Origin of the sequence: Duganella rhizosphaerae (assembly GCF_040364205.1) — a bacterium.
GTDB classification, from domain to species: domain Bacteria; phylum Pseudomonadota; class Gammaproteobacteria; order Burkholderiales; family Burkholderiaceae_D; genus Rugamonas; species Rugamonas rhizosphaerae.
Genome location: NZ_BPWK01000010.1, coordinates 69,529 through 83,316, shown reverse-complemented (window position 1 = coordinate 83,316; position 13,788 = coordinate 69,529). Strand labels below are relative to the sequence as shown.

General features: G+C 65.4%; 10 protein-coding genes. 7 read left to right on the top strand and 3 right to left on the bottom strand.

The features are described from left to right. Positions 1-3 precede the first annotated feature (3 nt). The 3 genes from RUGAMON1_RS20985 to RUGAMON1_RS20975 form a co-directional block, all read right to left on the bottom strand. Positions 4-1,209 (bottom strand): DUF418 domain-containing protein, encoded by a 1,206-nt coding sequence (locus RUGAMON1_RS20985; protein ID WP_445232364.1) that lies wholly within the window; start codon positions 1,207-1,209, stop codon positions 4-6. A gap of 84 nt (positions 1,210-1,293) precedes the next feature. Then, positions 1,294-3,609: an ATP-binding protein gene (locus RUGAMON1_RS20980; protein ID WP_445232363.1), complete on the bottom strand. Its 2,316-nt coding sequence runs from the start codon at positions 3,607-3,609 to the stop codon at positions 1,294-1,296. Positions 3,610-3,612: 3 nt separating this feature from the next. Beyond that, positions 3,613-4,449 carry a phosphate/phosphite/phosphonate ABC transporter substrate-binding protein gene (locus RUGAMON1_RS20975; RefSeq protein WP_445232362.1) on the bottom strand — a complete coding sequence of 279 codons (837 nt, stop codon included), beginning with the start codon at positions 4,447-4,449 and terminating at the stop codon, positions 3,613-3,615. A 143-nt stretch (positions 4,450-4,592) separates the two neighbouring features. On the opposite strand from RUGAMON1_RS20975, the gene RUGAMON1_RS20970 reads away from it, so the two are divergent. The 7 genes from RUGAMON1_RS20970 to RUGAMON1_RS20940 all read left to right on the top strand — a co-directional run bounded on the left by RUGAMON1_RS20970 (position 4,593) and on the right by RUGAMON1_RS20940 (position 13,781). Beyond that, positions 4,593-6,245: a methyl-accepting chemotaxis protein gene (locus RUGAMON1_RS20970; protein ID WP_445232361.1), complete on the top strand. Its 1,653-nt coding sequence runs from the start codon at positions 4,593-4,595 to the stop codon at positions 6,243-6,245. A gap of 44 nt (positions 6,246-6,289) precedes the next feature. Then, entirely contained in the window at positions 6,290-6,841 is a 552-nt protein-coding gene (locus RUGAMON1_RS20965; RefSeq protein WP_445232360.1) for a GNAT family N-acetyltransferase, read from the top strand. An 89-nt stretch (positions 6,842-6,930) separates the two neighbouring features. Beyond that, positions 6,931-9,117 carry a TonB-dependent siderophore receptor gene (locus RUGAMON1_RS20960; RefSeq protein ID WP_445232359.1) on the top strand — a complete coding sequence of 729 codons (2,187 nt, stop codon included), beginning with the start codon at positions 6,931-6,933 and terminating at the stop codon, positions 9,115-9,117. Between the two features lie 270 nt (positions 9,118-9,387). Beyond that, entirely contained in the window at positions 9,388-10,635 is a 1,248-nt protein-coding gene (locus RUGAMON1_RS20955; RefSeq protein ID WP_445232358.1) for an efflux RND transporter periplasmic adaptor subunit, read from the top strand. 30 nt (positions 10,636-10,665) lie between these two features. Beyond that, positions 10,666-11,328: an ABC transporter ATP-binding protein gene (locus tag RUGAMON1_RS20950; protein ID WP_445232357.1), complete on the top strand. Its 663-nt coding sequence runs from the start codon at positions 10,666-10,668 to the stop codon at positions 11,326-11,328. 9 nt (positions 11,329-11,337) lie between these two features. Continuing rightward, positions 11,338-12,576 carry an ABC transporter permease gene (locus RUGAMON1_RS20945; RefSeq protein WP_445232356.1) on the top strand — a complete coding sequence of 413 codons (1,239 nt, stop codon included), beginning with the start codon at positions 11,338-11,340 and terminating at the stop codon, positions 12,574-12,576. Then, positions 12,576-13,781: an ABC transporter permease gene (locus tag RUGAMON1_RS20940; RefSeq protein WP_445232355.1), complete on the top strand. Its 1,206-nt coding sequence runs from the start codon at positions 12,576-12,578 to the stop codon at positions 13,779-13,781. Before RUGAMON1_RS20945 ends, RUGAMON1_RS20940 begins: the two co-directional genes overlap by 1 nt. The last annotated feature ends 7 nt before the right edge of the window (positions 13,782-13,788 follow it).

Below are 13,788 nucleotides of genomic sequence, written 5' to 3'. Positions count from 1 at the left end.
CCGTCACAAGCTGTTTTTTGGCATATTCGCGCCAATATTTGGCACGACTTCACTATGAGAGCCGATCCATGTGGCTTTGTGCCACAGCGTTTCAAGCGGTCCCTGCTTGTGACGGGCCAGCCACCACACGCTGAACTGTCTTTGCAGCAACGCCAGCGACAGTCCTATCGCCAGCGCGAAACTGGCACCGGTGTATTGATACATCCCCAGGCCGAAACCATAATAAATCGACGTGCCGATGATGGATTGCACCACATAGCTGGTCAAACTCATGCGGCCCAGCGGCGAGAATATACCCAGCCATTTACCGGAATAAGACAGCAGCGTGAAGCTGGATACCAGCACCGCCATGAACGCGACGTTCGACCATGATGTCACTATCACCAATAACGGCCGGCGCACCGCCGCGCCAATATGCCAGGCATCGGGGAAGGTTTTCAACAGATACAGCGGGATAAACGCCAGCGCGGCAATCAGCAATGGTTTACGCCAGAATATGCGGTTTGCTTCGGATGGAATAAACAGCGATAAACGGCCGGCCAGCATACCCAGCATGAATAATGCCGGTATCTGGAATACGCGGCCATTTTCCCAACTCCAGCGGATAACGCCGATTTTCCCGTTGGTCAGATTCCCCCGCCATACGTCGAATGCAGAACCATGGGCCATATATTTTTCGGCGCGGCCGAAATATGCCCAGGAAGCGGGATCGGCGAGTTTCTGATCGGGGTTAGGCAATGCCTGGAAGAATTCCACCCACGCGTGCGGCAACAGCAATAGGAACACCGCGATGCCCAATACCACGCCATTGCGCAAGCGCGCCACCGGAATCAGGGCCAATCCCAGCACGGCGTAAATACTGAGTATATCGCCGTGGTAAAACATGGAATTGAACAGGCCGAAACCCAGCAATAACGCCATGCGCCAGGCAAAACGGCCACGGAAGTCCTGGCCGCGCAAGGAACGGTTGTGATCCTGGATGTAGAACGTGATTCCAAACAATAGCGCGAAGATCGCGTAAGACTTGCCGCCGAACAGGAAAAACAGGCTATCCCAGATCGTTTTGTCCACCGCCATCAGCCAGGGCGGCAATCCAGACGGCAGGAAGTAGAAATCGAAGTGCTCGATATTGTGCAGAAGCATGATCGAGACGATGGCAAAGCCGCGCAAGGCGTCGATCACATCCAGACGGGAAGTATTGGGGTTCATAGAATTCCATCAACCTTAGCAAAGTGAACAGAATGCCAAGTGTAGAGTGGAAACGCTCCCAGCGGCGCATCGCCCGGAAAATTTTCAGGCGCGCTGGACGGCCGCGGCGCAGTATCTGGCCACGGTGACGACCATGTTGTCGAACTCGATCGGCTTGGCGATGAAGTCGTCGACGCCGGCGGCGCGGCATTCGTCGCGCTCGGCCTCCAGCACGTTGGCGGTCAGCGCCAGGATGGGCAGGCCGGTGTAGCCCTGCGCGCGCAGCAGGCGGGTGGCCTCGTTGCCGTCCATGACGGGCATTTGCATATCCATCAACACCGCGTCGTAGGTCGGGCCGCTCATCACCTGGTCCACTCCTTCGCGGCCATTGTTGGCCACGTCCACCTCGGCGCCCTCCAGTTGCAGCAGCGCGCTGGCGACCTGCTGGTTGAGCGGATTGTCCTCCACCAACAACAGCCGCAGCCCGGCCAGGCGGAGCGCCGGCGCCACCGCGTCGGCAGCCGCCGGGCCGGCCTCCGCCACCGGCGCGTCCCCGCTGCCGTCCCCCGGCGCGATGCGGCACAGCGCTTCGTACAACATGGCCGGCGTCAGCGGTTTCATCAGAACCTGGTCCAGCACGCCGGGCTCCTCGCGCATGCGCTGATGCAGGCCATGCGTGGCCTCGGCGTTGGCCAGGGCGACCAGGGATACCGCCGTCTGCCGGCGCAGGCGCGCCGCATCGTCCCAGCTGCCCACGCCGTCGAGCAAGACCAGCTCATACGGGGACTGCGCGCCCATCAAGGTCTGCGCCGCAGCCACGTCGCGGACCCCGTCCGCCTCACCGCCAAAGCCTGCGATCATCGTTTGCAGCAGCTGCCGCGCCTGCTCGCTGGCGCTGATCACCAGCACCTTCAGCGGCAGCGGCGCACGCGGCGCGCCCGGCGCCATGCGTCCATACGCCACCGAGAACGAGAAAGTGCTGCCGACGCCGGGCGCGCTGTCGACCCGCAGCTCGCCCCCCATCAGGCGCACCAGCCGCTGGCTGATGGCCAGGCCCAGGCCGGTGCCGCCGAAGCGCCGCGTGGTCGAGCTTTCCGCCTGGGTGAAGGAATCGAAGATGCTGCCCTGCTGCTCCGGCGCGATGCCGATGCCGGTGTCGCGCACGGAAAAATGCAGCCGCACCTGGCTGGCGTCGCAGTATTGCAGCTGCACGCCCACCACCACCGAGCCGCGCTCGGTAAACTTGACGGCGTTGCCGGCCAGGTTCACCAGCACCTGGTTGAGCCGCAGCTGGTCGCCCAGCACATCGGACGGCAGCGCCGGATCGAGATCGAACAATACTTCGACCGGCTTGTCCTGCACGCTGGTGCCCAGGATCAGCGCCAGGTTGCGCAGCATCTGCTCCAGGTTGAACGGCACCCGCTCCAGCACCAGCTTGCCGGTTTCGACCTTGGAAAAATCCAGGATGTCGTTGAGGATGCCCAGCAGCGAATGGGCCGCCGCATAGGTCTTGTCGACATAGTCGCGCTGCTGCGCGCTCAGCTCCGTCAGCCGCAGCAGGTGCTGCATGCCGAGGATGCCGTTCATCGGCGTGCGGATCTCGTGGCTCATGGTGGCCAGGAACTGGCTCTTGACGCGCGTGGCGGTCTCGGCCCGGTTGCGCTCGACCAGCACCGCGTCGCGCTCGCGCGACAGCTCCTCGGTGCGCTCGCGCACGCGCGCCTCCAGCGTCTCGCGCCCCTGCAGGATCACTTGCGACATATGGTTGAAGGCGCGCGTGGCCTGGGCGAGTTCATCGTCGCCCACCACCTCCAGCTGGCCGCCCAGCTGGCCGGCCGCGATCATCTGCGCGCCGTGCGTGAACTGCGCGATCTGCCGGATCAGATAGCGTCCCAGCAGCAGCGAGAACAGCGCCACCAGCGCCATTTCCAGCGCGGCCAGGCCCAGGCTCCAGCGCCGCGCCGCCGCCAGCGTCTGCTCCAGGCTGGCGACATCCAGACCCAGCCGCACACTGCCGTAATTGACGCCGGCCACCGCCACCGGACTGCTGATGGAGAACATGCCGTCGCTCGCCTCGGCCAGCGAAGCGTGCGGCACGAAGGGCTGGGCCAGCGCCTCCGGCTGCCCCGCTTCCACCAGCACGCGCTGGTCAGCGTCGAGCACCTGCGCATACAGCGTGCCCTCCGTGCTGCTGAGCTGGCGCGCGAAGGATTGCAAGCTTTCCAGGTCCTGGCTGATCACCGCATCGCGCGACATGGCGGCAAAGGTCTCGGCCGTCACGCGCGCGTGGCGCAACACCTGCTGCTCGTTGGACTCGCGCAGGAAATGCAGCACGCTGAACACCAGGATGCCGAGCAGCAACGCTTCGATCAGCGCAATGCCGAGGATGGTCTTGGCGCGGAAGCTCAGGGGCAGGCGCATCGCCTATTCCTGTATCCGGGCGTCGGCCGGCGAAATCGCCAGGCGGCGAACATCATCCCAATCCTGGTCGTGGGCCGGCTCGAAACCGTCGAAGCCGATCTCGGCCAGCAGCTTCAAATCCAGCGGCTCCAGGTTCATCTTCATCATGGCCGCCAGCACGCGCTGGCGCACCGCCGGGTCCAGCCTGGGCCGGGTGGCGATGGCGTGCGAGGTGAACGGCGGGCTGGTCCACAACACCCGCAGCTCGCGGGAGACGCGGGTATCGAGCAGGTCCAGCGTGCGCGGCACGCCGCCACCGGCCGGATGCAAACCCTTGACCACGTCCAGGTACACCGAATTATGCGACTTGACGAAGGCGGCCTTGTGCGGCACGCGCTGGCGCCGCAACTCGGCCTGCACCAGCAGCGTCGCGCCGAACGCGGCCGGCGTCGGGAAGGCCAGCGTGGCGCCCGCCAGATCCTTGAGCTCGCGCAGCGGGCTGTCCTTGCGCACCACCACCACGCCGCGCAGCCGCTCGCCCTTGGCGCGCGCCAACGCCTGATAGCCGGGCTTGGCGTTGTAGACCACGAAATGATAGGGGTTCATGTAGGCGAAATCATATTCGCCGGCCGCCAGGCGGCGCTCGAAGGTGGGCACGTCGGGCGCGGTGGCAAAGCTGATCTTGATGCCGGCCTTGTCGGACAAGGCCATCAGCACCGGCGTCCAGTTGGCGGCCAGCTGCGACGCCGACTCCTGCGGCACCACGCCGAAGGTGTAGCTGGTCTGCTGTGCCGCGGCCGTCCCGGCCAGCGTCAACAGCAACAATCCGGCGCACAGCCAGCGGCGTGATCGATGGGCCATGAGGTGTTTATTTCACAAGAAACAGGAACCCGATCATAGCATGACGCCCCGGCCATCCAACCGATTTATTGCAACGCAACAAATCTTAATGTATATTCACGGCCCGCAAACAGCAGCGCGGCCGAGCGCCCCACGAATCGCATATGAATCTCAACCATCTCAAAGTCAGTACCCGGCTGGGCCTGGGCTTCGGCGCCATCCTGCTGATGCTGGCCATCGCCAGCGTGCAAAACATCGTCAGCCTCGGCAAACTCAACGACGGCACCGAGGCCATCGTCACGGAAAATTACGCCAAGGTGGTGCAGGCGCAAGCCATCCTCAACCACAGCAACAAGATCGCCCGCTCCTTGCGCAACGCGCTGCTGATCCGCGACGACGCCAGGGCCGCCAAGGAACTGGCGGTCATCGCCGACCAGCGCAAGGAGATCGACGCGGCCACGCAAACGCTGTCCACCATGGTCAAGTCCGCCACGGGGCGCCAGCTGTTCGCGGCGGTGCAGGCGACGCGCGCGCCCTACGAGACGGCGCTCGACGAGGTGGTGCGCAAGCGCCGCGCCGACGACATCGACGGCGCCGTCGACACCATGCTGACCCATATGCGCGACCTGCAGCTGGCCTATATGAACAGCCTGGACGCGCTGATCGCGCACCAGAGCGAAGCGATGGAAAAAGGCCGGCTGAAAGCGGACGCCACCTACATCGAAGCGCGCAACTTCGCCATCGTGCTGGGCCTGCTGTCGCTGGCCATGGGCGTGGCGGCGGCCGCGCTGATCTCGCGCCAGCTGCTGCGCCAGCTGGGCGGCGAGCCCGACCATGTGGCCGGCATCGCCAGCCGGATCGCCGCCGGCGACCTGGCCGTTGCCATCGCCACCCGCGGCGGCGACCAGCGCAGCCTGCTGTTCGCGATCCAGGCCATGCGCGACAGCCTGGCCGGCATCGTCGGCCAGGTGCGCGGCGGCGCCGACGCCATCGTCACCGCCGCCACCGAAATCGCGGCCGGCAACTTGGACCTGTCCGCGCGCACCGAGCAGCAGGCCAGCTCGCTGGAAGAAACCGCCTCGTCGATGGAAGAGCTGACCGCCACCGTCAAGCAAAACACCGAGAGCGCGCGCCAGGCCAACACGCTGGCCGCCAACGCATCGCAGATCGCGGTCGAAGGCGGCGTGGTGGTGGCCAAGGTGGTGCGCACCATGGACGAGATCAACGACTCGGCGCGCAAGATCGTCGACATCATTTCGGTCATCGACGGCATCGCTTTCCAGACCAACATCCTGGCCCTGAATGCGGCGGTGGAGGCTGCGCGCGCCGGCGAGCAGGGACGCGGCTTCGCCGTGGTCGCCACCGAGGTGCGCACGCTGGCGCAGCGTTCGGCGGCCGCGGCCAGGGAAATCAAGACGCTGATCGACGATTCGGTCAACAAGGTTGCCGCCGGTACCGAGCTGGTCGGCGAAGCCGGTTCGACCATGGAGGACATCGTCGCCGCCGTCAAATCGGTGACGAAGATCATGGGCGAGATCAGCATCGCCAGCCACGAGCAGGAAGCCGGCATCGAGCAGATCAACCAGGCCATCGCCGAGATGGACACGGTCACGCAGCAGAACGCCGCGCTGGTCGAGGAAGCGGCGGCCGCCGCCGAGGCGCAGCAGGACCAGGCGCATCACCTGGCGCAGCTGGTGGGCGTGTTCAAGCTGGCCTCGGAGCGCCGCGCGGCGCCGGTCCGCAGCCTCTGCCGGCGCGAGCCATCGCCGCTGGCGCTGGATGCGCCGCACCAGCGGCACGACCGCGAAGCCGCCTGAGCCGGCCGCTGGCGGACCGGGCGTCCGCCAGCTACAATCGGCCCATGAGCCCATTACACATCGACCTGCTGGAGCCTGCCGGCTTCGACGATTTTCTCCGCTACATCAACGACCACCTGTCCGACAACGGCCAGGGCGACACCGCGTATTTCCAGCCGCTGCCGCGCGCGGACTCGCGCCTCTCAGCCGACAAGGCCGAGGCCTTCCACACCGGCATGCAGACGCCGCTGGATGCGCCCGGCTGGCGCCGCTTCTGGCTGGCGCGCGCCGCCGACGGCCGCATCGCCGGCCACCTCGACTTGCGCGCGCATCCCGAACGCTACGCCGCGCACCGCTGCCTGCTGGGCATGGGCGTGGACCGCGCCTTCCGCCAGCAGGGACTGGGCAGCCGCCTGATTGACCACGCCGCGCAATGGGCGCGCGCGTCGGCGCAACTCGCCTGGATCGACCTGCAAGTGCTGTCCGTGAACGCACCCGCCATCCGCCTCTACCAAAGCAAAGGCTTCGTTCAAACCGGCGAAATCCCCGACCTGTTCCGCATCGACGGCAACAGCTTCGCCTTCACCGGCATGAGCAAACGCCTTGACACGCCTTGACACAAGCACATGAGAATGATTATCATTCGCATATTTAACTGAGAAGCCCGCCGCCGCCAGCCCCACTCTCGTCTTTTTACGGGATACGGATGGACAAGCATAAGTTGGATCGGTGGGCGGTATTGATGGGGCTGGCCGCGCCCCTGGCGGCGCAGGCGCAGATAACGGCCGAAGCGGCCACGGCGGTCATGCCGCAGATTGAAATCCACGGCCAGAGCCTGGGCGCCACCACCGAAGGCACGGGTTCCTACACCACCGGCAAGGCCAGGACCGCCCTGCCCCTGAGCATGGCGCTGCGCGACACGCCGCAATCGATCTCGGTGGTCACGCAGCAGCGCATCGAAGACCAGAACCTGGTCACCATCACCGACGTCGTCAACAACGTCACCGGCGTCTCGGTCAATCAATACGAAACCAACCGCGCCGGCTTCACCGCACGCGGCTTCGACATCGACAACCTGCAGATCGATGGCGTGCCCACCACCTGGGACCAGCCATGGAGCTCGGGCGAAGTGCTGGGCAGCCTGGCCACCTACGACCGCGTAGAAGTGGTGCGCGGCGCCACCGGCCTGATGACCGGCGCCGGCAATCCGTCCGCCGCCATCAACCTGGTGCGCAAGCGCGCCGGCAGCAAGGAACTGACCGGCTCGGCCGAGATCGGCATCGGCAGCTGGAACGAGCGCCGCGCCATGGCCGACGTCTCCACCCCGCTGAACCAGGCCGGCACGGTCCGCGCGCGCGTGGTCGGCGAGTACCAGGCCGGCGACAACTGGGCCAGGCTGATGACGAAGAACAGCCATACGCTGTATGGCACCGTTGAAGCGGACCTCGGCCGCAAGACGCTGCTGTCGGCCGGCTACAGCCACCAGAAAACCGATCCCAAGGGACCGATGTGGGGCGGCCTGCCCTACTGGTACACCGACGGCAGCAAGACCAACTGGGATATCTCGAAAACCTCGGCCGCGAACTGGACCCGCTGGGGCACCGAGTACGACAATTTCTTCGCCAACCTCGAGCATGAATTCGACAACGGCTGGAAGCTGCGCGCCACCTACAGCCACGGCGACCGCAAGGCCGATTCCTTCCTGCTCTACCTGTCCGGCATCCCCGACCGCGTGACCGGCCTCGGCATGGGCGCGTTCGCCGGCGCCTACCAGACCCACACCCGACAGGACGACTTCGGCCTGCACGCCAACGGCGCTTTCGAACTGGGCGGCCGCAAGCACGAGGCGGCGTTCGGCTATATGCACTCGAAACAGCAGTTCGACACCAACAGCCGCGACGCCGATTTCGGCGCCGGCGGCGTGCCTGCGGTGGGCGACTTCAACCGTTGGAACGGCGGCTATCCCGAACCGGCATGGGGCGCCGCCACCTTCTACGAAAGCAGAGTCACCACGCAGCAAGCCTTGTACGGCGTGGCGCGCTTCTCGCTGGCCGATGCGCTCAAGCTGATCGCCGGCGCCCGCCTGACCGACTACGACAAGACCGGCCACGGCCGCTACGCCGCCTACCAGCTCAAGCACGACCACCAGGTGACGCCGTATGCCGGCCTGGTCTACGACCTCAACGACAACTACTCGGCCTACGCCAGCTATACCAGCATCTTCCAGCCGCAGAACCTGAAGGACTACGGCGGCAAGAACCTCGATCCGATCGAAGGCAGGAGCGCCGAGGCCGGTATCAAGGGCGAGTTCTTCGATGGCCGCCTGAACGCCTCGGTCGCGCTGTTCCAGATCAAGCAGGACAAGCTGGGCCAGGAGGCCGGCCTGGTCGACCGCGACGGCAGCGGACCGCTGGCGCCCGAGGCCTGGTACCACGCCGCCACCGGCGCCACCAGCCGCGGCGTCGAGTTCGACCTCGCCGGCCAGCTGGCCAGGGGCTGGAACGCCAGCATCGGCTACACCCGCTTCCACGCCGAGGACGCGGCCGGCAAGGACATCAACAGCGTCTACCCGCGCCAGTTGCTGCGCGCGTTCACCACCTGGCAGCTGCCGGGCGACTGGAAGGCGCTGACCGTGGGCGGCGGCGTCAACTGGGAAGGCCGCAGCTACACGGCCGATCCCAACGCGCCCGCCAACAGCAGCGGCCGGATCGAGCAGCCGGCCTACGCGCTGGTGAACCTGATGGCGCGCTACGACATCAACCGCCAGTGGTCGGCGCAATTCAACCTCAACAACGCGCTCGATAAAACCCACTTCGGCATGTTTGCCGCCTATGGCGCGATCACCTACGCCGCCCCGCGCAGCGCGGCGCTGAGCCTCAAGTACCGCTTCTAGGCCCACACCGCACCGTCATCCCCGCGAAAGCGGGGATCCATGCCGTGCATGCGCATCAGCGTTCTATAGATTCCCGCCTACGCGGGAATGACGCGCGCGGGCGGGTGTCCGTTTCCGGACGGTGTTGAACGGAGACGGGCAGGCGCGCTCCAGCGGCACGGCCGGCCGCCGCGCGCCAGAGCCTTGATTTGACTGGCTTTGCGGCCATTCCCAGCCTGTGGCACGGCAATTGCAATAGTGAACACATCTTCAGCTCACTATTGCATCCCCATGGACCAGGCGCTCAACCCTTCGATCATCTCCGGCCGCCGGCGCAAGACCGTCATGGTGCTGGCCGCCGCGCTGGCCACGCTGTGCGCCGCCGCGTGGGGCATCAACCGCGTGGTCAGCCCCAGCGTCGACGCCGGCAGCGTGCTGCTGGCCGAAGTCCGCGTCGGCAATATCGCCAACACCATCAACGCCTCCGGCATCGTCATCCCGGTCCACGAGGAACTGGTCTCCAGTCCGATCCAGACCCACGTCGCCAAGGTCCACGCCAAGCTGGGCCAGCAAGTCAAGGCCGGCGAGCTGCTGCTGGAGCTGGACAACCGCACCATCGTGCTGGCGATCGACGGCATCCGCGAACAGCTGGCCCAGCAGGAAAACCGCATCCTGGCGCTGACCCTGGAAATGGACCAGAAGCGCAAGCAGATCGTCAGCGCCATCGAACTGCTGGAGCTGGACCTGCAGGCGACGCGCGTCAAGCTGGGCCGCTACCAGACCTTGCGCAAGGCCGGCGGCGTCTCGGCCGAGGACTTGCTGACGGCCGAACTGAACGTCAAGCGCACCGAGATCCAGCTGCGCCAGCAGCACGAGCAGATCGACGATGGCAAGCGCGTCACCTCGTCCAGCATCGAAGGCGCGCGGCTGCAAAAGAACATCCTGCAAAAGCAGCTGCAACAGCAACAGGAGCTGCTGGCGCAAACCCAGGTGCGCGCGCCCTTCGCCGGCATGCTGAGCTGGCTGCTGGCCGACGAAGGCGCCAGCCTGGCCACCGGCCAGCTGGTGGCCAAGGTTTCCGAGCTGAGCAACTACAAGGTCGAAGCCTCGCTGTCCGACTTCCACGCCCGCGCGCTCAGCGCCGGCCAGGCGGTGCGCGTCGAGCAAGGCAATGTGCGGCTGGACGGCGTGGTGCAGACCATCCTGCCGGAAATCCAGAACGGCACCGTCAAGCTGCTGGTCACACTGGCCCAGCCCAATCATCCGATGCTGCGCAACAAGCTGCGGGTGGAAGTGAACATCGTCACCGAGCAAAAACAGAACACCCTGCTGGCCGACTACGGCCCCGCCTTCAACGGCCGCGGCCCGCAAGACATCTTCGTGGTGCGCGACGGCGTCGCCCGCAAGACCACGCTCAACATCGGCGCCAGCGACGGCAAGGCCGTGGAGATTTTGTCCGGCGCCCGCGCCGGCGACCGCCTCATCATTTCAGACACCACCCGCTACAAGGAACGCGACAGCATCCGCGTCGCCCAATAGCCCCAATCACCGCATCGAAAGGACCGCATCATGATACGCCTGAGCAAAGTCAGCAAAACCTATCAAACCGACAAAGTCGAAACCCTGGCCCTGAAGGACATCGACCTGCACGTCGAGAAATCGGAATTCGTCTGCATCATGGGGCCCAGCGGTTGCGGCAAGAGCACGCTGCTGAACCTGATCGGCCTGCTGGACCGTCCAGGCAGCGGCGCCATCCACGTGGGCGGCGCGCCGGTGGCCTCGTACAAGGACAAGCACGTGGCCAAGCTGCGCAACAACACCTTCGGCTTCATCTTCCAGAGCTTCCACCTGATCAACGATCTGCGCGTGATCGACAACGTCGAGCTGCCGCTGCTGTACCGCGACCTGTCGGCCAAGAAGCGCCAGCGGCTGGCGCGCGAGGCGCTGGAAAAAGTCGGCCTCGGCGCCCGCATGGACCACTACCCCAACCAGCTGTCGGGCGGCCAGCAGCAGCGCGTGGCGATCGCCCGCGCCATCGTCGGCCAGCCGCAGGTGTTGCTTGCCGATGAACCGACCGGCAACCTGGACAGCAAGATGGGCCAGGAAGTGATGGACATCCTGCTCAAGCTCAACAGCGAAGGCACGACCGTGGTGATGGTCACCCACGACGAGCAGGAAGCCAAGCTGGCCAGCCGCATCGTGCGCGTGTTCGACGGCCAGCTGGTCGCCTAAGGAGACGCCATGTTCAGGAATTATCTGCTGACCGCGTGGAAGGTCTTCATGCGCCGCAAGCTGTTCACCGCCATCAACCTGCTGTGCATCGTGCTGACCTTGGTGGTGCTGCTGGTGGTCACGGCGCTGCTGCAGAACGCTTTTTATCCGACCGGGGTCGAAGGCAAGAGCGAGCGTTTCGTGCAAGCCATCGGGATCGAGGCCCGCCACACCGAGAACAAAAGCGTGCGCCGCAGCCCGCTCGGCTTCAAGGTGATCGACAAGTACATCAAGCCGCTGCAGGGCGTGGAGGCAGTATCGGCCTTCACCATGCCGGAAACCGTGTCGGTCTACCAGGAGGGCCGCGTCAGCGAACTGCAGATGCGCCGCACCGACGCCGAGTACTGGAAAATCCTCGACTTCAAGGTGCTGCAAGGCCGCGTGCCGGACCAGGCCGACGTCGACCAGGGCCGCTTCGTCGCAGTGATCAACGCCAGCACCGCGCGCCAGCTGTTCCCCGGCCTGCCGGCGCTGGCGCAGAAGATCAGCATCGGCGGCCAGTACTTCAGCATCATCGGCGTGGTCGAAGACGCTATGCACCTAAATGCCTTCGCCGACATCTGGGCGCCCATCACCACCTTCCCGTCCACCGACTACCGCAACCAAATGTTCGGCAACTTCTCCTTCATGGTGCTGGCCCACAAGGCCGCCGACCTGCCGCGCATCCAGCGCGACATCGAAGCGGCCGCCAAGACCGTGGTGTTCGACGATCCCAAGCAATTCAACATCGCCCGCATCTGGGGCGACAGCAAGATCGACCTGTTCGCCCGCATGCTGTTGCAGAAGGAAGGGGCCGATTCCGGCGCCGGCACGCTGCTGCTCATCATCGGCGGCCTGATGCTGCTGTTCATGGCGCTGCCGGCGCTCAACCTGGTCAACCTGAACACCGGCCGCATCCTCGAGCGCAGCAGCGAGATCGGCGTGCGCAAAGCCTTCGGCGCCACCAGCGCCCACCTGGTGCGCCAGCTGGTGCTGGAGAATGTGCTGCTGTGCCTGGCCGGCGGCCTGATCGGCCTGGCCTGCGCGCGCGTGGTGCTGTGGTGGCTGGAAGGCTCGGGCCTGATCCCCTACCTGCATGTGGAACTGAACCTGGCCGTGTTCGGCATGGGCTTGCTGCTGGCGACCATCTTCGGCCTGCTGTCCGGCGTGCTGCCGGCCTGGAAAATGTCCCGCCTCGATCCCGTCCACGCCTTGAAAGGAGCCGCATAATGCTGCGCCACTTACTGAAATTGATCTGGAAGCGCAAGTCGCGCAATATGATGCTGTCGCTGGAAATCCTGCTGGCCTTCGTGGTGGTGTTCGCCATCAGCGCCTTCGCCCTGCGCAGCTGGCAGCTGTACCAGATGCCTACCGGCTTCAGCTACCGGGACGTGTGGTCGGTCTCGATCAACGCCCGCACCGAGGGCGGCCTCGAAGCCGACCCGCAGATCTACGACAAGCTGCGCCAGAGCCTGAAGGCCTTGCCCGAAGTGGAGGAAGTCAGCTTCACCAGCTTCCCGGTCTACCAGATGTCGAACTGGACCAGCGAATTCACACTGCGCGAAGGCAAGCGCAAGTTCGTCTCCAACCTGTTCGAAATGAGCGATGAATTTCCCGCCGTCGGCGGCATGACGCTGGCCGAGGGCCGCTGGTTCTCCCGCGCCGACGACGGTGCGGCCGAGCGGCCGGTGGTGATCAACCGCCGCCTGGCGCAGAAGCTGTTTGACGGCAAGCCGGCGCTCGGCCAGGTGTTCAGCGAGGATGAGGAGCATCCCAAGAAGGCGCTCAAGCAGTACAAGGTGGTCGGCATCGTCGAGGAGTTCCGCAGCCAGGGCGAATTCATGTCGCCGACCAGCTTCATGCTGGTGCGCCATCAAATCGGCCCCGATGAAGGTCCGCTGGAGGCGATCCAGCTCAAGGTGAGGCCGGGCACGCCGCGCACCTTCGAAGCGGCGCTCAACCGCCAGCTCAAGCTGGTGCGCAACGACTGGAGCTACACCATCTCGCCGACGGCCGACATGCGCACCTCGATGCTGAAGGCCCAGACCATTCCGCTGACGGTGCTGGCGGTGATCGCCGCCTTCCTGCTGGTGATGGTGGCGTTCGGCCTGTTCGGCGTGCTGTGGCAGAACACCACCCAGCGCATCCCGGAGATCGGCCTGCGGCGCGCCATCGGCGCCGATTCCGGCCACATCTACAGCCAGATCATCGTCGAGCAAATGCTGCTCAGCTCGGGCGCCATCTTCATCGCGCTGCTGTTGCTGGTGCAGCTGCCGCTGACCGGCGTGCTGGGCGACAGCCTGAACTGGGCGGTGTTTTTGATGTCGACCGCGCTATCGGCCAGTGTGATCTATCTGCTATCCTTGCTCTGTTCGCTCTATCCGGGCTGGCGCGCCGCGCGCCTGAGCCCGACCCAGGCGCTGCACTATGAATAAGGCTGTT

Excerpts from the sequence above, each read along its gene's own strand:
- RUGAMON1_RS20985 (WP_445232364.1), bottom strand. The coding sequence starts at position 1,209 with ATGAACCCCAATACTTCCCGTCTGGATGTGATCGACGCCTTGCGCGGC.
- RUGAMON1_RS20980 (WP_445232363.1), bottom strand. The coding sequence starts at position 3,609 with ATGCGCCTGCCCCTGAGCTTCCGCGCCAAGACCATCCTCGGCATTGCG.
- RUGAMON1_RS20975 (WP_445232362.1), bottom strand. The coding sequence starts at position 4,449 with ATGGCCCATCGATCACGCCGCTGGCTGTGCGCCGGATTGTTGCTGTTG.
- RUGAMON1_RS20970 (WP_445232361.1), top strand. The coding sequence starts at position 4,593 with ATGAATCTCAACCATCTCAAAGTCAGTACCCGGCTGGGCCTGGGCTTC.
- RUGAMON1_RS20965 (WP_445232360.1), top strand. The coding sequence starts at position 6,290 with ATGAGCCCATTACACATCGACCTGCTGGAGCCTGCCGGCTTCGACGAT.
- RUGAMON1_RS20960 (WP_445232359.1), top strand. The coding sequence starts at position 6,931 with ATGGACAAGCATAAGTTGGATCGGTGGGCGGTATTGATGGGGCTGGCC.
- RUGAMON1_RS20955 (WP_445232358.1), top strand. The coding sequence starts at position 9,388 with ATGGACCAGGCGCTCAACCCTTCGATCATCTCCGGCCGCCGGCGCAAG.
- RUGAMON1_RS20950 (WP_445232357.1), top strand. The coding sequence starts at position 10,666 with ATGATACGCCTGAGCAAAGTCAGCAAAACCTATCAAACCGACAAAGTC.
- RUGAMON1_RS20945 (WP_445232356.1), top strand. The coding sequence starts at position 11,338 with ATGTTCAGGAATTATCTGCTGACCGCGTGGAAGGTCTTCATGCGCCGC.
- RUGAMON1_RS20940 (WP_445232355.1), top strand. The coding sequence starts at position 12,576 with ATGCTGCGCCACTTACTGAAATTGATCTGGAAGCGCAAGTCGCGCAAT.